Origin of the sequence: Aquitalea palustris (assembly GCF_003693445.1) — a bacterium.
In the GTDB taxonomy this organism is placed as follows: Bacteria; Pseudomonadota; Gammaproteobacteria; order Burkholderiales; family Chromobacteriaceae; genus Aquitalea; species Aquitalea palustris.
This window is the reverse complement of sequence record NZ_RFAR01000057.1, coordinates 31,357-53,511: the sequence shown is the minus strand read 5'-3', so window position 1 is coordinate 53,511 and position 22,155 is coordinate 31,357. Positions and strand designations below refer to the sequence as shown.

General features: G+C 62.5%; 16 protein-coding genes. 11 read left to right on the top strand and 5 right to left on the bottom strand.

Features of this window, described 5'->3' with window-relative positions; genetic code table 11:
* The first annotated feature begins 209 nt into the window (after positions 1 to 209).
* Positions 210 to 1,238: an adenosine deaminase gene (locus EAY64_RS14010; protein ID WP_103525369.1), complete on the top strand. Its 1,029-nt coding sequence runs from the start codon at positions 210 to 212 to the stop codon at positions 1,236 to 1,238.
* On the opposite strand, the gene EAY64_RS14005 is transcribed toward EAY64_RS14010, so the two are convergent.
* The gene (locus tag EAY64_RS14005; RefSeq protein ID WP_103525368.1) at positions 1,235 to 2,275 is read right to left on the bottom strand and encodes an NAD(P)H-dependent flavin oxidoreductase; all 1,041 of its coding nucleotides are present in this window, start codon (positions 2,273 to 2,275) and stop codon (positions 1,235 to 1,237) included. The genes EAY64_RS14010 and EAY64_RS14005 overlap by 4 nt on opposite strands.
* A 272-nt stretch (positions 2,276 to 2,547) precedes the next feature.
* Here EAY64_RS14005 and EAY64_RS14000 point away from each other — a divergent pair, with 272 nt between their 5' ends.
* On the top strand, positions 2,548 to 5,694 hold the full coding sequence (locus EAY64_RS14000) for a putative bifunctional diguanylate cyclase/phosphodiesterase (RefSeq protein WP_103525367.1): 3,147 nt from the start codon (positions 2,548 to 2,550) through the stop codon (positions 5,692 to 5,694).
* On the opposite strand, the gene EAY64_RS13995 is transcribed toward EAY64_RS14000, so the two are convergent.
* Both EAY64_RS13995 and EAY64_RS13990 read right to left on the bottom strand, forming a co-directional pair.
* Complete coding sequence (locus EAY64_RS13995) at positions 5,689 to 8,931, bottom strand: bifunctional diguanylate cyclase/phosphodiesterase (protein ID WP_103525366.1); 3,243 nt, start codon at positions 8,929 to 8,931, stop codon at positions 5,689 to 5,691. The genes EAY64_RS14000 and EAY64_RS13995 overlap by 6 nt on opposite strands.
* Before the next feature lie 162 nt (positions 8,932 to 9,093).
* Entirely contained in the window at positions 9,094 to 10,296 is a 1,203-nt protein-coding gene (locus tag EAY64_RS13990) for an ammonium transporter (protein WP_103525365.1), read from the bottom strand.
* A 152-nt stretch (positions 10,297 to 10,448) separates the two neighbouring features.
* Here EAY64_RS13990 and EAY64_RS20420 point away from each other — a divergent pair, with 152 nt between their 5' ends.
* The 5 genes from EAY64_RS20420 to EAY64_RS13970 all read left to right on the top strand — a co-directional run bounded on the left by EAY64_RS20420 (position 10,449) and on the right by EAY64_RS13970 (position 16,164).
* Positions 10,449 to 10,607: a hypothetical protein gene (locus EAY64_RS20420; protein WP_158604705.1), complete on the top strand. Its 159-nt coding sequence runs from the start codon at positions 10,449 to 10,451 to the stop codon at positions 10,605 to 10,607.
* A gap of 101 nt (positions 10,608 to 10,708) precedes the next feature.
* Entirely contained in the window at positions 10,709 to 11,746 is a 1,038-nt protein-coding gene (locus tag EAY64_RS13985) for an extracellular solute-binding protein (protein ID WP_226034250.1), read from the top strand.
* Positions 11,747 to 11,749: 3 nt separating this feature from the next.
* Complete coding sequence (locus EAY64_RS13980) at positions 11,750 to 13,474, top strand: diguanylate cyclase domain-containing protein (protein WP_103525363.1); 1,725 nt, start codon at positions 11,750 to 11,752, stop codon at positions 13,472 to 13,474.
* A gap of 93 nt (positions 13,475 to 13,567) precedes the next feature.
* Positions 13,568 to 14,488 (top strand): Hpt domain-containing protein, encoded by a 921-nt coding sequence (locus EAY64_RS13975; protein ID WP_103525362.1) that lies wholly within the window; start codon positions 13,568 to 13,570, stop codon positions 14,486 to 14,488.
* Between the two features lie 149 nt (positions 14,489 to 14,637).
* On the top strand, positions 14,638 to 16,164 hold the full coding sequence (locus EAY64_RS13970) for a fumarate hydratase (protein ID WP_103525361.1): 1,527 nt from the start codon (positions 14,638 to 14,640) through the stop codon (positions 16,162 to 16,164).
* Between the two features lie 74 nt (positions 16,165 to 16,238).
* On the opposite strand, the gene EAY64_RS13965 is transcribed toward EAY64_RS13970, so the two are convergent.
* Positions 16,239 to 16,766: a cysteine hydrolase family protein gene (locus EAY64_RS13965; RefSeq protein WP_103525360.1), complete on the bottom strand. Its 528-nt coding sequence runs from the start codon at positions 16,764 to 16,766 to the stop codon at positions 16,239 to 16,241.
* Between the two features lie 123 nt (positions 16,767 to 16,889).
* Here EAY64_RS13965 and EAY64_RS13960 point away from each other — a divergent pair, with 123 nt between their 5' ends.
* Positions 16,890 to 17,831, top strand: a complete 942-nt coding sequence (locus EAY64_RS13960) for a GlxA family transcriptional regulator (protein ID WP_103525359.1) — start codon at positions 16,890 to 16,892, stop codon at positions 17,829 to 17,831.
* On the opposite strand, the gene EAY64_RS13955 is transcribed toward EAY64_RS13960, so the two are convergent.
* Complete coding sequence (locus EAY64_RS13955; RefSeq protein ID WP_103525358.1) at positions 17,825 to 18,748, bottom strand: LysR family transcriptional regulator; 924 nt, start codon at positions 18,746 to 18,748, stop codon at positions 17,825 to 17,827. The genes EAY64_RS13960 and EAY64_RS13955 overlap by 7 nt on opposite strands.
* Positions 18,749 to 19,090: 342 nt before the next feature.
* Here EAY64_RS13955 and EAY64_RS13950 point away from each other — a divergent pair, with 342 nt between their 5' ends.
* The 3 genes from EAY64_RS13950 to EAY64_RS13940 all read left to right on the top strand — a co-directional run bounded on the left by EAY64_RS13950 (position 19,091) and on the right by EAY64_RS13940 (position 22,120).
* A complete protein-coding gene (locus tag EAY64_RS13950) occupies positions 19,091 to 20,314 on the top strand; it encodes a GGDEF domain-containing protein (protein ID WP_158604704.1) in 1,224 nt (407 codons plus the stop codon).
* A 235-nt stretch (positions 20,315 to 20,549) separates the two neighbouring features.
* Positions 20,550 to 21,428, top strand: a complete 879-nt coding sequence (locus EAY64_RS13945; protein ID WP_103525356.1) for an MBL fold metallo-hydrolase — start codon at positions 20,550 to 20,552, stop codon at positions 21,426 to 21,428.
* Positions 21,422 to 22,120 carry a DsbA family protein gene (locus EAY64_RS13940; protein ID WP_103525355.1) on the top strand — a complete coding sequence of 233 codons (699 nt, stop codon included), beginning with the start codon at positions 21,422 to 21,424 and terminating at the stop codon, positions 22,118 to 22,120. The genes EAY64_RS13945 and EAY64_RS13940 overlap by 7 nt, the downstream gene beginning before the upstream one ends.
* The last annotated feature ends 35 nt before the right edge of the window (positions 22,121 to 22,155 follow it).

Sequence of the window (22,155 nt, the reverse complement as noted above, 5' to 3'; positions counted from 1 at the left end):
AGGTGTCGTGTGCCGGCTTGTTGCGCGGCACTGTGGCTGATTTTACCCCAAACCATTGGCATTGCCGCCGGCCATGCCATGGCAAAGTGCGGCAAAGACGGGAAAAGCGGGCTTCTGTGTCGGCGCGGCAATCGCTATCATGCTGCTTTTGCTCGACCTGAAACGACCGGCCAGGCCGGTTGGGCGGCGAGCCACTGCCAGGACACCCCATGAGTACTGCACACCAAGCACTGATCCAAGCCCTGCCCAAGGCCGAACTGCACCTGCATATCGAAGGCAGCCTGGAGCCGGAACTGATGTTCCGCCTGGCTGCGCGCAACGGCATCGCACTGCCCTATCCCACGGTAGAGGCACTGCGGGCGGCCTATGATTTTGACAATCTGCAATCCTTTCTCGATCTCTACTACGCCGGTGCCGGGGTATTGCAGACCGAGCAGGATTTCTACGAGCTGACCTGGGCCTATCTCCTGCGCTGCCGCGACGACCATGTCGTCCACACTGAAATCTTCTTCGATCCGCAAACCCATACCGCACGTGGCATTGCCTTTGCCACGGTCTATCAGGGCATCCGGCACGCACTGGATGATGGCCGGGCGCAGCTGGGCATCAGTTCGCGGCTGATCATGTCATTCTTGCGCCATTTGAGCGAAGAAGACGGCTTTTCCGTGCTGGATGAAGCACGGCCCTTCCTCGCCGGCATCGACGGTTTCGGCCTGGACTCCAGTGAAGTGGGTCACCCGCCGTCCAAGTTTGCCCGGCTGTTTGCCGCCTGCCATGCGCTGGGCCTGCCCTGCGTGGCGCATGCCGGCGAAGAAGGCCCGCCGGCCTATGTGTGGGAGGCGCTGGATCTGCTCAAGGTATGCCGTATCGACCACGGCGTGCGGGCGCTGGAAGACGCGGCACTGGTGGCGCGGCTGGTGGCCGAGCGCATGCCGCTGACGGTGTGCCCGTATTCCAATATCAAGCTGCGGGTATTCGACCAGCTCAAGGACCACAATCTGCGCCAGCTATTGCAGGCCGGGCTGTGCGCCACGGTGAACTCGGACGACCCGGCCTATTTTGGCGGCTATGTGCAGGAAAATTATCTGGGCTGCGCGCGCGAGCTGGGACTGAGCCAGGCCGAGATCCTGCAGCTGTGCCAGAACGGTTTCGAGGCCAGCTGGCTGGCGCCGGCGGACAAGGCGCACTGGCTGGCAGAGTGCGCGCGCATTGCCGCCGGCTTTGCCGACCCGGCCTAAGCGCTCAGGCCGGCGGCCAGCTGACGGGTCAGCTCGCCCGCCGGAATCGCCTGGCAGCCGCTGGCATTCTGGCCGCACCACAGCGGGCTGAAGTCGTCGCGGCCCAGTGCTTCGGCTGCGGCGCGCAAGGGGGCCAGTGCGCCGGAGGCCAGGGGAAAGGCCGGCGCGGCCGGGTGACGCGGGCCCAGTTCCCGCATCAGCCGGTTGACGATGCCGCGTGCCGGCCGGCCACTATAGAGCGTGGTCAGCGCGGTGTGTGCCGCTGCCGGGCTGCACAGTGCCGCCCGGTGCAGGGCGCTGGTGTCGGCTTCCGGACACAGCAGATAGGCCGTGCCCACTTGCACGCCAGCCGCACCCAGCCGCATGGCGGCTGCCACCCCGGCAGCATCGGCAATCCCGCCTGCAGCAATCACCGGAATGTCCAGCGCCTGCACGATCTGTGGCAGCAGGGCAAAGCTGCCCAGCTGCTCATCCAGATCATCATGCAGGAACATGCCGCGATGTCCGCCGGCTTCCAGCCCTTGCGCGATCACCGCATCGGCACCATTGGCCTGCAGCCAGCGGGCCTCGGCCACCGTGGTGGCGCTGGACAGCACCTTTGCGCCTGTGGCCTTGACCTGTTGCAGCAAGGCCGGGGCTGGCAGGCCAAAGTGAAAACTCACCAGCGCCGGGCGATAGTGGCTGACCAGATCCGCCATCTGCTGATTGAAGGGCAGGCGTCCGGCGCCACCGGCCGCAGCCGGGGCGATGCCCAGCTCCTGGTAGAAGGGCACCAGCAGCGCCTGCCAGCCGGCCAGTGCGGCCGGGTCGTCTGCCGGAGGCTGATGGCAGAAAAAGTTGAGGTTGTACGGCTGCCGGCCCAGCTGTTGCAGTGCCTCCAGTTCTTGTCGCAACTGGCTGGCGGAGAGCATGGCGGCGGGCAGCGAACCTACGCCGCCGGCCTGGCTGACCGCGATGGCCAGCCGGCTGCCCTGCACGCCAGCCATCGGGGCCTGGATGATGGAAAAGGGGATGTCCAGCCATTGCGCCAGCGTCATGTTCGGTCCTTGTCGGTCGGGTTGAAACAGCAGCATAGGGCAGTCGGCCCGGCTTGAACATGCGGTTCGCCGGGCACAGCGAAGCTGGCTGGGCCTGCCCAAGCTTGGGGCATGGCAGCAGGGAAACTGTAGCGCCGGCGTTGGCAGGCTGGTTTTTGCCCCTTGCCAGCGGCCATTTTGACTGCGATTGCGGTGGTTTTGCGCCATAATCAGGCAGCCATACCTGTTTTCGATCGCAATCGGGGCCATTACGATAAAAAGGCTATGAAGCCATGCTGACCGTCAGGAGCAAGCTGCTGCTGCTCTCCCGTTACTTCTGGTTGATCCTGCTGGTATTTATCGCCTTTACCGTCAGCTTTGTGCTGTATGTGCGGGCAGAGAAAGCCATCGACCGTGCCAATGACGCACGCCACGCATCCATTTTGCTGGCCGGCGAATTGCGCCAGTCTTCCGATGACCTGACCCGCATGGTGCGTACCTATGTGGTGACCGGTGATCCCGTCTATCAGCAGCATTACCGGGAAATCCTGGCCATCCGCGAAGGCAAGGCTGCCCGCCCGCTGGACTACCAGAACATCTACTGGGATCTGGTACTGGAAGATGATCACCGACCGCAGGCCGCCAGTGTCGCCCCCTCCTTGCTGCAGCGCATGCGTGAAGCCGGCTTTACCCCGGATGAAATGGCCAGGCTGGCCGAGGCCAAGGCCAAATCCGATGCCCTGACCCGTACCGAATTGGCGGCCATGGCGCTGGTTGCATCTGCCCCGGCGCTGGACTCGCCGCAACGGCAGCAAGCCATCCGCATGTTGCATGATGCCGCCTATCACCGTGCCAAGGCCGCCATCATGCAGCCAATTGCCGATTTCAACCGCCTCTCTGCCCAGCGCACCTTGCTGGCGGTAGAAGATGCCGAGCGCTATGCCTTGCAGCTGCGCTGGATCTCCGTGGCCTTCGGCTTGCTGTTGCTGCCCCTGCTGTGGGGCCAGCGGCGTAATCTGCGCAATGTACTGGGTGGCAGCGTGGACGAACTGCATAGCAGCATCGCCCGCCTGGGCAGTGGTGATTTCTCGCGGCCGGTGCCGCTGGGCAGGTCAAGCCGGCACAGCGTGATGGGCTGGCTGGCGGAAACCCGCGACAAGCTGCAGCGTCTGGAGGCTGCCCGCCGCCAGGCCGATGCGCACAATCTGCGCCTGACCGGGCTGTACAACGCGCTGAGCCAGTGCAATCAGGCCATTGTGCGCAGCCGCTCCGAGCGCGAGTTGTTCGAGCGGATGTGCCAGGCCGCCGTGGAGCATGGCGGCATGAAAATGGTGTGGGTAGGGCTGCTGGATGAAGATGCCCGCCACATCCGGCCACTGTGTGCCCATGGCAGTGGTACCGAGTATCTGGCCGACCTGCCACTGGCGACCGATGAGGCCGATCCGCTCAGTCACGGCCCGACTGGCCGGGCCGTGCGGACTGGTCAGGCACAATGGTGTCAGGATTTCCAGCATGACCCTGCCACCGCGCCGTGGCATGAGCGTGCCGTGCTTTATGGTTGGGGTGCCTCGGCCGCGCTGCCCTTGCAGTGCGATGGCAAGATCATCGGCGCACTCACCCTGTACAGTGGCGAGCCGCACGCGTTTGACGAGGCGGCGCGCATGTTGATCGAAGAAATGGTGATGGACCTGGACTACGCGCTGGACAGCTTCCAGCGCGAGCAAGCGCGCCAGGCCGCCAATACCGCCCTGCAGCTGAGCGAGCAGCGCTTGCGCACCATCATCGAAACCGAACCGGAATGCATCAAGGTGGTGGGGGCCGATGGCCAGCTGCTGGAAATGAACCGGGCCGGCATGGCCATGCTGCAAGCCGACAGCCTGCAGCAGATCCAGCAGCTTGGCCTGATGCATTTTGTGTTGCCGGAGCATCATGCAGCCTTCATGCAGCTGCACCAGCAGGTGATGAGCGGGCACAGTGGTACGCTGGAGTTTGAAATATGCGGGCTGCAGGGACAGCGGCGCTGGCTGGAAACCCATGCCGCGCCCATGCGCGATGAAGGCGGCTCCATCAGCATGCTGCTGGCGATTACCCGTGATATCACCCTGCGCAAACAGAACGAGCAGCACATCCGCTATCTGGCCCATTACGATGTGCTGACCGGCCTGCCCAACCGGGTGATGCTGGAAGAGCAGGCCGAACTGACACTGCAGCAGGTCGCACGTCAGCAGCAGGCGCTGGCCTTGATGTTTCTCGATCTGGACCACTTCAAGGACATCAATGACTCGCTGGGTCACAGCATTGGCGATGCCTTGCTGGTGCAATTGGCCACCAGATTGCGCCAAGCCTTGCCGGATGGTGCGCTGGTGTCGCGCCTGGGGGGCGACGAGTTCATCCTGCTGCTACCGGGTATCGATGCTGCCCGGGCGGAAGCACTGGCCCGTCAACTACTGGATGACATTGCCCACCCCTATCAGGTGGCACCTTATGATCTGAATGTTTCTGCCTCCATCGGCATTGCACTTTATCCCCAGGATGGTGTGGATCTGGAAACCCTGTCGCGCCGCGCCGATGCGGCCATGTACCTGGCCAAGAAGGCCGGACGCAGCTGTTTCCGTTTCTATACCACGGCGATTCAGGAAAAAGCCGCGCGCCATCTGCAGCTGGTGAATGCACTGCGGGTGGCACTGGAACAGCAGCAGTTCCACATCCATTACCAGCCACAGCTGAGCATGGCGGGTGGCCAGTTGGTGGGCGCGGAGGCACTGTTGCGCTGGGAGCATCCGGAGCTGGGCAATATTTCGCCGGCAGAATTCATTCCGGTCGCCGAGGATTGCGGCCTGATCCTGCAACTGGGCGAATGGGTGCTGCGTCATGCCGTCCGTCAGGCAAGGCAGTGGCGCGAGCAGGGACTGGCGCTGGTGATGGGGGTCAATCTGTCCGCCGTGCAATTCCGTCAGCCGGATCTGCCGGCGCTGGTGGCGCGCATTCTGCAGGAAGAAGGCTTGCCCGCCAGTGCGCTGGAGCTGGAGCTGACCGAAGGCGTGGCCATGTACGACCCGCAACAGGCCATTGCCGTGATGAATGTCTTGCACGAGCAGGGTGTGCGCATGTCGATCGACGATTTTGGCACCGGCTATTCCTCGCTGAACCTGCTCAAGCAGTTCCGCGTCTACAAGCTGAAAATCGACCAGAGCTTTGTGCGCGATATCGTGACCGATCCGGAAGATCGCGCCATTGTTGCCGCCATCATCGACATGGCGGAAAACCTGGGTTTGCTGACCATTGCCGAGGGAGTGGAGACCGAGGAGCAACTCAGCTGGCTGCGCGCCCAGGGTTGCGATGAGCTGCAGGGTTATCTGTTCAGCCGGCCTTTGCCTGCCGCGGCCTTTGCTGCCTATGCGCAGCAGCACCAGCCGGCTGCTGCGCCAGCCCGCTCATGAGCCGGCCGCCACTGCGGGCGTTTGCGCTGGCCTGTCCTGCGCTTTATTTCCGCCATGGCGCGCGGGCTGGGCATGCGCCAGCCAGTTTTGCAGCTGTTCGGGCGGCAGCGCCTGGCTGAACAGATAGCCCTGTATCACCTCGCAGCCTTGTTCCACCATGAAGTCGTACTGCGCTGCGCTTTCCACCCCTTCGGCGATCACGGTCAGGCCCAGGCTGTGACCCAGGGCGATGACGGCCTTGCAGATGGCGGCATCGTTGGGTTTGTCCAGCACGTCGCGCACAAAGCTGCGGTCGATCTTGACCTGGTCCAGCGGCAGTTGCTTCAGGTAGGACAGCGAGGAATAACCCGTACCGAAATCATCCAGGGCAAAAGTGATGCCCAGTTGCCGCAGGCTGTTCATCTTGCGGCCGGCGTCGCCCAGTTTCATCAGCAGCAGGCTTTCGGTGATTTCCAGTTTCAGCAGGGCCGGGTTGGCGCCGCTCTCCTCCAGCAGGCGATGCAGGCGGCTGACAAAATCGCTCTGGTGAAACTGGCGGGCGCTGACATTGACGGCAATGCTCAGGCTGGCGGTGTCGGCATGACCAGCCCAGGCGGCCAGCTGGGTGCAGGCTTGTTGCAGCACCCAGTGGTCGATGGCCAGGATCAGATTGCTCTGTTCGGCCAGCGGAATGAAGGAGCCGGGCAGGCGCAGCCCCTGTTGCGGGCTATGCCAGCGCAGTAGCGCTTCCACGCTCTGGCAGGGCTGGCCATGGCGGATCTGCGGCTGGTAGTACAAGCTCAGTTCGCCATGCTCCAGTGCGTGGTGCAGCTCGGCTTCCAGCCGGGTGCGGGCATTGATTTCCGCCTGCATCTGCGGATCGAAAAAGCGCAGGGTATTGCGGCCGGCCGCTTTGGCCTGATACATCGCCAGATCAGCCTGCTTGAGGATGTCTTCGGTGCTGTCGTGCTCAGCGGCAAACAGGGCGATGCCCAGGCTGCAACTGCCACGGTAGTCGTGGCCGCGCAGCTGATGGGGCTGCTTGAGCTGTGCCAGTATCTTGCGGCCAACGCTTTCGGCCTCGCGCAATGCCGTTTCGCGCTGCGGGCCAAGATTCTCCAGCATGACGATGAATTCGTCGCCCCCCAGCCGCGCCACCGTATCGCCAGCACGCATGCAGTGGTGCAGGCGGGCGGCCACTTCCTGCAGCAGCAGGTCGCCGATGTCATGGCCCATGGTGTCGTTCAGCGACTTGAAGTTGTCCAGATCGAGAAACAGCAGCGCGCCGTATTGCTGCTGACGGTGTGCCGCATCCAGCGCATGTTGCAGCCGTTCCAGCAGCAGCCGGCGGTTGGGCAGGTGGGTGAGGGCATCGTAAAACGCCAGGGTCTGGATGGCATCGGCGGCGGCCTTGCGCTCGGTAATATCCTGGAAGATGGCCACGTAGTGGCTGGTCTGGCCGTCGCTATCGTGTACGGCGGTGATGGTGAGCCATTCCGGGAAGACTTCGCCGCTCTGGCGGCTGTTCCAGATTTCACCCTGCCAGCGGCCATCTTGCAGCAGCGACTGCCACAGCTGCTGGTAGAACGCCGGCGGATGGCGGTGCGAACTGAGAATGGCCGGGGTCTTGCCCACCACTTCGGCACTGCTGTAGCCGGTAATCTGGCAGAAGGACGGATTCACCCGCAGGATCACTCCGTCGCGATCGGTCACCATGATGCCTTCCTGGGTCAGAAAGGTGGTGGCGGCTATGCGCAGCTCGGCCTCCATGGCCTTGGCCTGGCTGATGTCAGCGATATAGCCGTACCAGGTGACGAACGGACCTTCCTTTTCCGGCAGGGCATCCACCCGCAGCCATTTGAGCTGGCCATCGGGCAGTACGATGCGGTACTCGATGTTCCATAGCGTCAGGTTGGCGGCCGAGGCATGCATGGCACTGAAGAAGACCTCGGCGTCGTCCGGATACAGCATGGCGCGCATGGGGTCGGTGTTATCGCTGACTGCCTGCGGGCTCAGACCGTACAGATCCAGTAAAGCCTCGCTGGCAAAGGGCAGGCAGCCGTGGCCATCTTCGAACAGGCGGTACTGGAACACCACGCCGGGAATATGCGACACGATCTTGCGCAGCAGCCGGTTGGCGGCATGTTCGCCGGCTTGCTCTTCTTCGCGCAGGATGCGCTCCAGCAAGCCGTTGAACGAGCTGGCCAGCAGGCCAAGCTCATCTTGCTGCCGCACCGGCAGCGCCTGCTTGGGCAGCGTGCCATCACGCATGCCGGCCAGCAGGGCGGTGGCCTCGGTCAGCGGCAGCAGCTGACGGCGCAGCCACCACCAACTGAAGCTGCCGGCCAGTATGGTCAGGCACAGTGCCAGGCCAAACAGTTGCTGTTGCAGGCTGCGGATGGGGGCGAAGGCTTCGGTTGTCGGCAAGACCGCCTGCATCAGCCAGCCGGTGGACTGGATGCGCACGCTGGAGGATAGCTCGGCGATTCCGCGTGAACTGACGGCGATGCCCGAGCCCTGGTAACCGGACAGGTAGCGGTCATACAGCGGGTTGACCCCCGGCGCCGGGCCTGGCTGCAGCAGGCGACGCTTGTCGGATGAGACGATATAGCGCCGACTGAGTGGTGCCGTGATGAAAAAGTCGCCGCTGCTGCCGTATTTGGCCGAGCCGATATCATCCAGAAAATTGGGCAGGGCCAGATTGCTCACACCCATCAGCAGGCCACGGATGCGACCATCGCGGTCCCGTAGCGGCTGCAGCATGGCAATCAGTGGCTGCTTGCTGTGCATTCCCCATACCGGTTCGGCAACCTGGCTGACACCCTGGCGCAAGGCCTGGCGGACGAAGTCGCGCTGCTGATAAGACTGGCCGGTGCGGCCCTGGCTGGCTGGAATACTGGCACGCGCCATGCCTTGCGTGTCCAGCACCACGATGCCCCAGTTGAACATCTGTTGCAGCAGCGGCCGTCGCTCCAGTTGTGGCTGGAGCTCGGCCTCGGTCACCGGGAGGTTTTTCAGCTGCTCGGCCAGCGATTGCAGGATCTGCATCCGTTCCTTGACCGAGCGGTCCACTTCCCGCGCGGCCAGAGACACCGCGGAAAACTGCTGCGCCGAGATGGTGTCTTCCATTTGCCGGCGCAGGCTGTGGCTGATGAGCAGGGTGGCCAGCCACAGGGTGATGACCAGTGCCAGCAGCATGCCGAGGGTGATGCGGGTGCGCAGGGATGTCCTGCCGCTTAGCTGAAAGTGCTTGCTCATGATTCCTGTCGCAGTCAGCGAAAAGCGCTTCCAGCCAGCATAGCGGAGCCCGAGCGGGCTGTAAGGCAGTGTCCGGCGCAAACAGGACAATCTCTGCGCCGGATCAAGATTCCTGCACGGCCATATACGGTCAGAGCCAGGTCTGGCAGGCGTTTGGCGGGTTTACCAGTTGGTTTCACGGTCGGGGGTGGCCGTGATCTGGTGGATGGTCAGGTCGGCCCCGTTGAACTCTTCTTCTTCATCCAGCCGGATGCCTACTGTCTTGCGCAGCAAGGCATACACCAGATAACCGCCGCCAAAACCGATGGCGATGCCACCTAGCGTACCCAGCAACTGGGACAGCAGGCTGACGCCACCCAGGCCACCCAGTGCGCTCTGGCCGAAGATGCCTGCCGCAATGCCGCCCCAGGCACCGCAGATGCCGTGCAGCGGCCATACCCCCAGCACGTCGTCAATCTTCCAGCGGTTCTGGGTCTGGGTAAACAGCCAGACAAACATGCCGCCTGCCACCAGGCCCACCAGCAGCGCGCCCAACGGGTGCATGATGTCCGAGCCGGCACACACCGCCACCAGGCCGGCCAGCGGGCCGTTATGGATGAAGCCGGGGTCGTTCTTGCCGGCCCACATGGCGCTGAGGGTGCCGCCCACCATGGCCATCAGCGAATTGATGGCCACCAGGCCGGAAATGCCGTTCAGCCGCTGTGCGCTCATCACGTTGAAGCCGAACCAGCCGACGATCAGGATCCACGCGCCCAGCGCCAGAAAGGGAATCGACGAAGGCGGATGGGCCGAGATGCGACCTTCCTTGCTATAGCGGCCGCGCCGCGCGCCCAGGTTCAGCACGGCGGCCAGGCCTATCCAGCCACCTACCGCATGCACTACCACCGAGCCGGCAAAATCATGGAAAGGCTGGCCAAAGCTGTGGCTGAGCCAGTCTTGCACGCCGTAGTGGTTGTTCCAGGCCATGCCTTCGAAGAAAGGGTAGACCAGACCCACCAGCAAAAAGGTAGCCGCCGATTGCGGGTGAAATTTCGCCCGCTCGGCGATACCGCCGGACACAATGGCCGGAATGGCGGCGGCAAAAGTCAGCAGAAAGAAAAACTTCACCAGCTCATAGCCATTGTGCTGGGCAATATGGCTGGCATCGCCCAGGAAGTTGACACCATAAGCCACGCTGTAGCCGACAAAGAAGTAGGCAATGGCCGAGACGGCGAAGTCGGTCAGGATCTTGACCAGGGCATTCACCTGGTTTTTCTTGCGTACGGTGCCCAGCTCCAGAAAGGCGAAGCCTGCATGCATGGCCAGGATCATGATGGCCCCCAGCAGCAGGAACAGTACGTCGGAAGGTGAATTCGAATTTGGCATGGCGAGTCCCGTTGTTGTCGGCTTTTATGGGGCTTCCTTAAAGCAAGGGGAGTGCCAGCTTGACGCTGTTGGCACCAATTTGAATCGGCACTGCCCGAAAATGGGGATGCTGCGCCCGCTTACGGTGATTTTGGCCTGCGCTGGCCACGGCGATGCTGGTGCGTTTTTGCACCAGAACGGTGTTTTATGATGAATTTATGCTGTTAATTGGTGCATTCAGGATAAATGGCACCGCTGCAGTGCGCGGTGGCGTGCTGCTGGCCAAGCCGGCACTGCTGCCGCAAGCGTGCTCCAGCCAGAGCAGCCTGTGATGGTGGCCAATATTTGACCGAATTTTCGTAAAAATACTTAGGTATAAATGATGACAAGCAGCTACATTCAAACGGTGAATTGAAAAAGAAGAAATACAATCGTGGCATTCAATAAAAACAGCCTGTTTACGGGGGTAATCGGCTGCCTGCTCTGCTGCCAGCTGGCCGTGGCCAAGGACGTGCTACGGGTGCTGGCCTGGCCTGGCTATGCCGACCCGGATGTGGTGCATGTCTTCGAGCAGCGCTATCAGGTGAGCGTGGAGGTGACTTTTGTCGACTCGGACGAGGCGCTGTGGGCGAAGATGCATGCAGCCTCTGGCCCGCGTTTTGATGTGCTGGCCGCCAATACTGCCGAAATGCAGCGCTACTTTGCTGCCGGTCTGCTCAAGCCGCTGGACCCGGCCCAGCTGCCCAATACCCGGCGTCAGCTGCCGCGCTTTCGCAATCTGGCGGCCATTCCCGGCCTGCAGCAGCAAGGCCGGCTGTATGCCGTTCCCTTTACCTATTCCACCATGGGCATCATCTACGACCGGCGGCAGTTTCCCGTGCCGCCAGACAGCATGAATGTGCTGTGGGACCCGCGTTATCGTCACAAGGTGCTCGACTTCAATAGTGGACAGCACAATTTTTCGTTTACCGCACTGGCCAGTGGCATCGGACAGCCGTTTGCACTGAGCGCGGCGCAGCGGGAGCGACTGGTGCAGCGGCTGATTGCACTGCGGCGCAATGTACTGACTTTTTACAGCCTGCCAGAAGAGGGGACCGAATTGTTCATCCGCCACAAGATCGCGCTGATGTTTGGCAACTACGGTACCCAGCAGTTGAATTCGCTGCGCCAGGCCGGGGCCGATGTCGGCTATGCCATTCCACGGGAAGGCGTGCTGGCCTGGCTGGACTGCTGGGCGATGACGGCCGCCAGCAGCAAACCACGCTTGGCGCAACAATGGATCAACTACATGCTGGAGCCGGCAGTCAGCGCCTTGCTGCCGACACGCCAGGGCCTGGCCAATACCCTCAGCGCCAGCGACGAACTGAAACCCGGCGCCAAAGTGCTGTGGTTGCAGCCGGTGGAAAACGCCGCGCAGCGCGAAGCCCTGTGGCAAAAAATCTATTCCGGCGATCGGCCGGGGAGCTTTTGAATCATGCGCTCCGGTCTGCTGGTAAAACTGGCGCTGCTGCTGGCCGTGTTTGGCATTCTGTCGTCCGGCCTGACCGGCTATTACGCCTTTACGGCCAACCGCACCATGCTGGTGTCGGCAGCCCAGGGCGATTTGCTGACGGCGGCGCGCGGGGTGAACCGTCGGCTGCAGCAAGCTGAGGAAGAAGCTGCCGACGACGCCATGCTGCTGGCGCGGCTGGTGCAGGTGGCACAGGTGATCAATGGCCACGGCGACAGCCGCGCCCGGCAGGCGCGTGACGAGTTGGCACAGGCTTTTGCCGGCATGCTGGCCTTGCATCCCGAATACTTGCAGGTCAGGTTGATCAGTGCCGCGGACAACGGGCTGGAGCTGGTCCGGGTGGATAGCGCTGGCGGGCTTACCCTGCGGGTGGATGGTGAGGATTTGCAGGAAAAAGGCCATTTCCCCTATGTGTTTGAAACCCTGGCCTTGCCGGCCGGGCAGATCTACCAGTCCGCCATTGCTGTCAATCACGAGCGTGGTGCGCACGATGCCGAAGGACGCCCCGGGCTGATGGTGGCCACCCCCCTGCCGCGCAGCGATGGCCAGCCGGGCGGCCTGCTGGTGATCAATCTCGATCTGGAGCGGCTGCTGGGGCAGCTGCGTGCCGACCTGCCCAAGGGCTATCAGCTGTATATCGCCAATCGCTGGGGCGATTTCCTGGTCCATCCCGACCCGGCGCAAACCTTCGGCTTCGAGCAGGGACGCCGCATCCTGATGCAGGACAGCTTTGCCGCCACCCAGCCCTTGTTCGAGCGCAAGCTCAACAATCTGGCGCTGAGCGGCCTGGAGCAGCCACAGCAGGCCGCCGGTCGGGTCATGGCTTTTGTGCGTCAGCCGGTGGGGCAGGGCAATCGGGATGATTTCGTGGTGACCGGCCTGGTACAGCCGCTGGATGCGGTGCTGGAAAGCGCCGTGCCGCTGGGGCAGCGCATCATCCACATGGTGCTGGCGTTCAGTGCCATCGCCATTTTGCTGGCCGTGGTGTTCGCCCGCGCCATGCTGCGGCCCATCAACACCCTGGCACAGGCTGCCAGCAGTTTTTCCGAAACCCAGCTGCAGCAGGTGCTGCCGGTGGAGCGCAATGATGAAATCGGCGTGCTGGCGCGCAATTTCGAACGCATGCAACGGCAGATCAACAGCCATATGGCCAGCTTGTATGACAATCAGCGCGAGCTGAGCTACCTGGCGCATCACGACAGTCTGACCGGGCTGGCCAACCGCTCGCTGTTCTTCCAGCGGCTGGAGCAGCTGTTGCAGCTGTCGCAGCGCAATGGCGCACCATTTGCCGTGCTGTTTGTCGATCTGGACCATTTCAAGGAAGTGAACGATCTGCATGGTCATGCCATCGGCGACCAGGTCTTGCAGATTGTCGCCCGTCGTTTGCTGCATACCGTACGTGGCAGCGATATGGTGGCGCGCATGGGGGGCGATGAATATCTGATCCTGTTGCAGGGCAACTTCACTGAGGCGGCGCTTGGCGATCTGATACTCAAGCTGCGGCTGAGCATCAGCGAAGCCATGACGGTGGCCGGGCAGCGGCTGGAGGTGGGGGCCAGCATCGGCTACAGCCTGTATCCGCGTGATGGCAGCACGGCCGAGCAGCTGGTCAACGAGGCCGATCACGCCATGTACCATGTCAAGTCCGGCCGGCGCGGCGGTAAAACCAAGTCCTTGCCTTGCGGCTAAGCTATGCTGCATCAAGCTGGTTAACGCATGCACGCTGTGCGGCCGGCACTCACCGCCGCCGGCGGCTGAGCCTTACACTCCGGGAAAGTGCCGATGAGAAGTGCCACTTCTGCCGCGCAGCGCCAGCGCAAGCAGGCCGGCCTGCAGCGGCCGCCCCTGCTCGTCACATGCCTGCCGCAACTGCTGGCGACATTGCATGCCGCCTGTCGCCCGTCGGCAGAGCAGCATGGTCTGGCCTGGCGGCTGGATACCGATGCCGCGCTCGCACCGGCCTTGCTGCTGCCCGCGCTGGTCTTGCCGCAGCTATTGCAGCAGCTGCTCGCTGCCAGCCTCCGCTACACCCGCAGCGGAGGTATTGTTCTCAGGACACAGCTGCTGGCACAGCAGCAGATGTTCCAGATCATCACCATCGAAATCATGCATGAGGGCAGCCCGGATGATGGGCCCGGGCCGGCGCTGGCCGCGCTGTTGCAGCAGCCCGACCGTGCCCGCAAGGCGGCACAGCCGGAACCCGGCTGGCATAGTATCCGCAGCCTGGCCCGGCAGAGTGGAGCCTCGTTGCAGCTGGAACATGGCAGCGGGCCGGGCAGCCAGCTGATCGTGCAGCTACGTGCCGAGATGGTCGAAACTGGCCTGCCAGAACATCCGCAGGCTGAATCGCTGCCGGTGCTGGATTACCGTGTGCTGCGCGTGCTGTATCAGGATGACTGGCCGCAACAAAAAGCACTGCTGCAGGCTTTTCTGCAAGACAAGCAGGCCGACCTGCACGCGCTGCTGCACGCCTGGCTGCGTGGCGACCTGCAGGCTCTGGGCCTGCTGGCCCACCGTATCAAGGGTGCCAGCCGCAATGTGGGGGCGACGGCGCTGGCACAAGCTGCCGCACAGGTGGAGCAGGCCGCGCGCGGCCAGCACCATGCCGGCCTGCCGGACTTGCTGCAGGCGCTGGAACAGGCGTTGCAATCCTTCGCCAGCGCACTGCAACAGGCCCCGGATGGACCTCTGATTGACGCCTAATCCCGGCGCAGGCATGGCGCAATGCAGCGTAAGGCCCTAAAATAATCTGACAATTCCTAAGAGCGTGTCCGCGATCGCGCCATGCCGCCACATCCATGCGGCAGATCGTATACAGCTTCTAACAGCCCACTACGCTGGAGAAACCTCTCATGGCCGTTATCCGTCAGGATGATTTCATTCAAAGCATCGCCGATGCTTTCCAATACATCAGCTGCTACCACCCCAAGGACTACATCGACGCGCTGTACCAGGCTTATCTGCACGAAGAAAGCCCGGCGGCCAAGGACGCCATGGCGCAGATCCTGATCAACAGCCGCATGTGCGCGGAAGGCCGTCGCCCGATTTGCCAGGATACCGGCATCGCCGTGGTGTTCCTGAAAGTGGGCATGAACGTACAGTGGGATGCCACCCTGTCGGTACAGGAAATGGTCAACGAAGGCGTACGCCGCGCCTATAACAATCCGGACAACAAGCTGCGCGCTTCCGTGCTGCTGGATCCGGCTGGCAAGCGCCAGAACAGCAAGGACAACACCCCGGCCGTGGTGCACTTCGAAATCGTCGAAGGCGACGGCGTGGAAGTGACCTGTGCGGCCAAGGGCGGCGGCTCGGAGAACAAGTCCAAGTTCTACGCGCTGAACCCGTCCGACAGCATCGTCGACTGGGTGATCAACACCGTGCCCACCATGGGCGCCGGCTGGTGTCCGCCGGGCATCCTGGGCATCGGCATCGGTGGTACCCCGGAAAAAGCCATGCTGCTGGCCAAGGAAAGCCTGATGTCGCACGTGGACATCCACGAACTGAAAGCCAAGGCCGCCAGCGGTGCCGAACTTTCCCGCGTGGAAGAGCTGCGCCTGGAAATCTTTGAAAAAGTGAATGCGCTGGGTATTGGTGCCCAAGGCCTGGGCGGCCTCACCACCGTGCTGGACGTGAAAATCCTGGACTACCCCACCCACGCCGCCAGCCTGCCGGTAGCGATGATCCCCAACTGCGCCGCCACCCGTCACATCCATTTCCATCTGGATGGCAGCGGCCCGGCTCATCTGGCCACGCCCAGCCTGGAAGACTGGCCGGAAATTACCTACGACACCAGCAACGGCAAGCGCGTTGATCTGGACCAGATCACCAAGGAAGAAGTGGCCAGCTGGCAGCCGGGCGATGTGCTGCTGCTGAACGGCAAGATCCTCACCGGCCGCGACGCCGCGCACAAGCGCATGGTGGACATGCTGAACAAGGGCGAAGCGCTGCCGGTGGACTTCACCAACCGCTTCATCTACTACGTGGGCCCGGTGGATCCGGTGCGTGACGAAGTGGTTGGCCCGGCCGGCCCCACCACCGCCACCCGCATGGACAAGTTCACCCGTCAGATGCTGGAACAGACCGGCCTCTTGGGCATGATCGGCAAGGCCGAGCGTGGCCCGGCAGCCATCGAAGCCATCAAGGACAACAAGGCGGTCTACCTGATGGCGGTGGGCGGCTCGGCCTACCTGGTGTCCAAGGCCATCAAGGCCTCCAAGGTGGTGGGCTTTGCCGACCTGGGCATGGAAGCCATCTACGAGTTCGAAGTAAAAGACATGCCGGTAACGGTAGCGGTCGATTCCAACGGTATCTCGGTGCACAACACCGGCCCGGCGGAATGGCGCGTCAAGATCGGCAAGATTCCGGTCAACAAGGCCTGAGTCTGACCCGATCTTGTTACAAGCAGAAACCCGCCATCCGGCGGGTTTTTTATTTGGCCTGAGAATGAGGCATTTCAGGCCAGGGCTTCTGCTGCGGTGGGCAGCGGCACGCGGATGGACAGGGCATTCAGCGCAATGGCATGCAGCATCTGGTCTACCGTGCTGCAGCAGTCGGCCAGTACGGCAACTTTGTACTGATCGGCGGCGCGTGACAGGGCGGTATGGGTCACGCAGTTTTGCGTCATCATGCCGCACAGCAGCAGCTGGCGGCTGCCCAGCCCGTCCAGTGTGGCCTGCAATGTGGTCTGATGAAAGCTGTCGGCGGCCTGCTTGATCACCACGGGTGCTTGCGGGGCTGCGGCCAGAATGCGCGGGTGAATCGCCACGCCCTCGCTGCCGGCATTGAAGAAGGGGGCAATGCCCTTGCTGCTGTCGGCCACGTGCTGGACCAGGATCACCGGCATGCCCAGTGCCTTGGCCCGTTCGATGGCCGCCACACAGTTATCCAGTACGGTTTCGGTATTCCACAGCGGATATTTGCCGCCGGGAAAATAGTCGTTTTGCAGATCGATCACGATCAGTGCGCTGTCTTGTGCGGTCATGTGCATGCTCCGGTTTTGTCTGGTCAGGTGTTCATTATCAACACGGCAGGCTGGCTGCCATAGTGGCCCGATTGCCAGAATACGTTAAGATCAGGCCAATCCTGTTCGCTCTGGTATGCCGCCATGTCCGCTCCCGTCGTCGCCGTTGTCGCCTTTGCCCAGATCAGCCCCTTTCACCTGTCGGTGCCTTGCGTGGTGTTTGGCGATGCCCATCCCGGCCTGCCGGCCTTTGACTTGCGGGTTTGCAGCGCGGAAGCCGGCGAACTGCGCACCAGCGCCGGTTTCAGCATCCACTGTGAGCATGGTCTGGAAGCACTGCTTGCTGCCGACATCATCATCCTGCCCAGCTGGCTGGCCGGCCGTCCGGTGCCACCGGCCTTGTTACTGGCGCTCAAGCAGGCCGCGGCGCGCGGCGTGCAGATTGTCGGCCTGTGTCTGGGGGCGTATGTGCTGGCCGAGGCCGGCTTGCTGGATGGCCGTGCCGCCACCACGCACTGGGCCTATGCCGATGATTTCGCCCAACGTTATCCACAGGTGCGGCTGGACCCGGCGGTGCTGTATGTGGAGGATGGCCAGATGCTGACCTCAGCCGGAACGGCCGCCGGGCTGGATTGCTGCCTGCACCTGCTGCGCCAGCGTTACGGAGCGGAGCTGGCCAATGGCGTGGCGCGGCGGCTGGTGGTACCGCCACACCGTCAGGGCGGGCAGGCGCAGTTCATCGAGCAGCCACTGCCGGCTAGCGCCGGTGATTCACGGCTGGCGGTGCTGCTGGACTGGCTCAGGGCCAATCTGGCCGAGCCGCACAGCCTGGATAGCCTGGCTGACAAGGCGGCGATGAGCCGGCGCAGTTTTACCCGGCATTTCCGGCAACTGACCGGGCGTACGGTGAGCCAGTGGTTGTTGGATGAGCGTCTGGCGCTGAGCCAACGCCTGCTGGAAAGTGCCGACCACAATATTGAACAGATTGCCCAACTGGCAGGCTTTGGCTCGCCCGAGTCCCTGCGCCACCACTTTCGCCAGCGCTATGCGGTGTCGCCCAGCCAGTGGCGGCAGAATTTTCAGTAAGGGGTCGATGCTGACACAGGCTGTTCCCACGGCGGGATGGGGGCAAAGCGCTGCTGCAGGAAGTCCAGCAGGGTGCGCATGGCGAGTGGCAACTGGCGGCGCGAAGGGTAGAGCGCATAAATGCCCAGGCTGGTGGGTTGCCAGTCTGGTAGCAGCACCACCAGCTCGCCGCTGTCCAGCAGCGGCTTGACCAGGTAATAGGGCTGCATGGCCAGGCCGGCATCATGGCGGCAGGCCTGCAGCAGTGCGACGGCTTCATTGGCGCTCAGCCGGCCATGTACCTTGACCACGGCTTCTTCTTCGCCACGGCGCAAGCGCCATTCACTGCGGCCAAACTGGCTGTAGCTCAGGCAGTGGTGCTGGCCCAGATCGGCGGGTTGCCGTGGCTGGCCGTGGCGGGCCAGATAAGCTGGCGTGGCCACGATGACCGAAGCGCAATCGGCCAGCCGGCGCGCGATCAGGCCGGGTTCCGGGTCATTGGTGATGCGGATGGCCAGGTCTATGCCTTCTTCGATCAGGTTGATTGCGCGGTCTCCCAATTGCAGGTCGATGCGGATCTGCTGGTGTTCGGCCAGAAAATCGCTGATGGCCGGAGCCAGCTGGGCCATGCCGAAGGACATGCTGGTGGTGATGCGCAGCTGGCCGCGCAACTGGCCATCGCGCAGGCCCACTTCTTCGCGCGTTTCCGCCGCCAGTTCCAGCATTTGCTGACAGCGGGCCAGGCAGCTGGCGCCGGCATCGGTCAGTGTCACCTTGCGGGTGGAGCGCTGCAGCAGGCGTGCGCCCAGCCAGTCTTCCAGCTCGGCGATATAGCGTGTCACCATGGCGCGACTCAGCTGCAGCTCTTCGCTGGCGGCGGTAAAGCTGCCACGGCGGGCTACTTCGACAAAAACCTGCATGGCAATCAGCCGGTCCATCGCTTTCCTTGTTTGTTTGCGCTGCCAGTGATACCGGTTCGCCGCTTTGTCGCAGCGCCAAACCGGAAGATAAAAAAGCGGCAAGCAGCCAGTTTTGAGCCATGCCTGCCAAGCAGGGCGGCAATTTGCTCATTTGTCATCAAATATGGGTGCTGCGACTGCGCTGGCGGCTTGCCTGCGGGCATTTCCGTTATACTGCCGGCATGCAGGCTGTTGCTGTCGTGGCAGTGCTGCTGTTTTCAGCATCGTGTCGCTATTCAGACCCCTACGGTACTCACTGGATCGCACCATGTCTAATCTCGAATGGATGCCAGGCCCCCCCTTGTTATCGCGGGAGGTGCCATGGTAGCGAAAATGCCCCCCCGCCTGCATCAGGCGCTGGCCACTGCCGACAAGCAGCCCTGGTACCAGCTATTGTTCCCGCCCTTGCTGGAAAAAATCTACCAGCAGGATACGGCGGCGCATCGCTTCCGCCGTTACCGCTTGTTTGGTGCCATCGGCATCGTGGTGTTCATGCTGTACGGCCTGGTCGATCGCGTCTACCTGCTGGATGTCTACCAGCGGGTATGGATCTGGCGCTGGCTGTTGCTGCCGGGTTTTGCCGCACTGACCATCGCCTGCAGTTTCTGGCGGCCTTTCCAGCCTTACTACGAATATTCGGTGGTGGTGGCCAGCACCGCCTTCGTGCTGGGACTGACCTGGTTTTTCTCCATCAGCCACATGCCGACTGCGCAGCATTACTATGGCGGGGTCATGCTGTGCCTGGTGTTCATGATGTTCGGATTGCGCATTCCCTTCCGCCTGGCCTGCTATAGCTGCACCGTCGCGCTGGCCTACCTGGGCTGGGTCTTGTGTGGTTTGCATTTCCTTGACGAGGCGGCGCGCTCGCTGATCTTCATCCTGCTGGTTTCCAGCGTATTGCTGGGGCTGCTCGGCCTGTTCCAGCTGGAAAAGGAGGAGCGGCGCAGCTATCTGCTGGCGCTGGAGTTACAGCGCGATCACCGCCAGCTACAGCAGGGCTTCAAGTATCTGCAGCAAATATCCACCGCCGATGGCCTCACCGGCCTGTTCAACCGGCGTTATTTCGACCAGCAATTACACGCTTTCTGGGAAAGGCGGCTGCAACAGCAGGAGGACATCGCCCTGTTGTTTGTCGATGTGGATTACTTCAAGTTTTACAACGACAGCCAGGGCCACCAGATGGGAGACGAGACCCTGATCAAGGTGGCCCAGGTGATCAGCCGCCATGCGGCATCCAGGCAAGGTTGTGCGGCACGCTATGGTGGTGAGGAGTTCGTCCTGTTGCTGCGAGGCTGCAATCTGCCGCAGACCACGGCGTTGGCCGAGCAGATCCGCAGCGAGGTCGAGGCGCTGGCCCTGCCGCATCCCTCATCCGGCTGCAGCAAGGTGGTAACCATCAGCATCGGTATTGCCGTGGCGCACGCCAGCATCAACCAGCAGCCCGACTGGCTGGTGAACACCGCGGATGCCGCAGTCTACCAGGCCAAGCGCCAGGGGCGTAATCGTGTGGTGGCCATGCACTCCTGTCAGCCGCTTGCCGGTTAAGCCGCTGTTCCTGCTCTGCTGCGTGGCGGTGATGCCGCGTTAACAAGGCCTGCGGGAGGCGCATTTACGCCATGCACACTCCGCGTCCTTTCAAGACGGCTAACAATTGCGATTTGCTCATTTTTTGAAACAATACTGCCCAGAATAGCGGATTTATCTGCATTGTTTTTAGCGCTAAAGTGCACTCCATCAATGACTCGCCGGGCAGATGCCCGCCACCATTCAGGAGATACACATGCAGCTTGCCACTTTGAAATTCCTGCCGCTGACACTTGCCCTGGCCTTGGGCTCCACGCTGGCCCATGCTGGTGAACCGCTCAAGCTGTCGGTCTACCAGGCCGACGACAATAGCTTCAATGTCACCTCGGTGCTGGTCAGCGGTGAAAATGACGCCGTATTGATCGATACCGGCTTCACCCGTGCCGACGCCTACCGCATTGCCGCTCGCGTACTGGATAGCGGCAAGCAGCTGAAAACCATTTACGTGAGCCAGGCCGATCCGGATTACTACTTCGGTGCCACCGTGCTCAAGCAGATTTTCCCGCAGGCAGAGCTGGTCGCCGCTGCACCGACACTGGCCAGGATCAAGGCCAATGTGGCAGGCAAGCAGGCTTTCTGGGGCCCGAAAATGGGTGCCAATGCGCCCCAGGCGCCGCTGGCGCTGCCGCATGCCTTGCCCGGCAAACAGCTGATGCTGGAAGGCCAGGCACTGGAAGTGCGCGGCACCACCGGCCCGCTGGCCCATCGTGGTTATGTGTGGATTCCGTCGATTCGCGCCATCGTGGGGAATGTCGGCGTGGTTTCCGGTCTGCACGTGTGGACGGCAGATACCCAGACCAAGCAGGAGCGCCAGGCCTGGGTGGCCCAGCTGAATGAAATGGAAGCGCTGCAGCCCGCACAGGTCATCCCTGGCCACATGGCAGCCAATGCCCCCACCGGGGTGGCCAGCCTGCGCTTTACCCGCGACTATCTGCAGCAGTTTGAAAAGAATCTGGCTGCCTCGGCCAATAGTGCCGAGCTGATCCAGCGCATGCAGCAAGCCTTCCCGCAGGCCGGTGAAGCCATGTCGCTGGAGATTGGTGCCAAGGTCAACAAGGGCGAGATGAAATGGTAACAGCCACTCTGCATTATTTTTATGATCCGCTGTGCGGCTGGTGCTATGCCGCCTCGCCACTATTGCAAGCCGCCGCTGCCCAGCCGCAATTGGCCTTGCACTTGCACGGTGGCGGCATGATGAGCGGAGCCAACCGCCAGCCGGTCACGCCTGCGCTGCGCGACTATGTGATGCCGCATGATCAGCGCATTGCCAAGATGACCGGCCTGCCGTTTGGTGAGGCCTACTTTGAGGGTTTGCTGCGCGACAGCAACGCGGTGTTTGATTCCACCCCGCCAACCGCCGCCATGCTGGCCGCCGCGCAGCTGGGTCTGCCGCCGCTGAAAATGTTGTCTGCCTTGCAGCAGGCGCACTACCAGCGCGGTTGGCAAATCGCCAGAACCGAGGTGCTGCAGCAGCTGGCAGGAGAGCTGGGCCTGCCGGCTGCAGCATTTGCCGCCGAGCTGGAACAACAGATGGAAAAGGTGGCTGCACATACCGCAGACAGCCGGCAGCTGATGCAACAGGCTGGTTTGCGAGGTTTTCCCAGCCTGCTACTGGAGCAGAACGGCCAGTGGCAGCGGGTGGATGTCTCGCCCTGGCTGGGACAGCCGCAAGCGTTTGTCGCTGCCTTGCTGGGGGAGCTGGTGGCTACCGATGAGAATGCTGCCGTGTTCTGCACCCCGGAAAGCTGCGCACCACCGCGCACCTGAGCCGTTTCACCATGAACAAAGCTGGTCACCGTTTG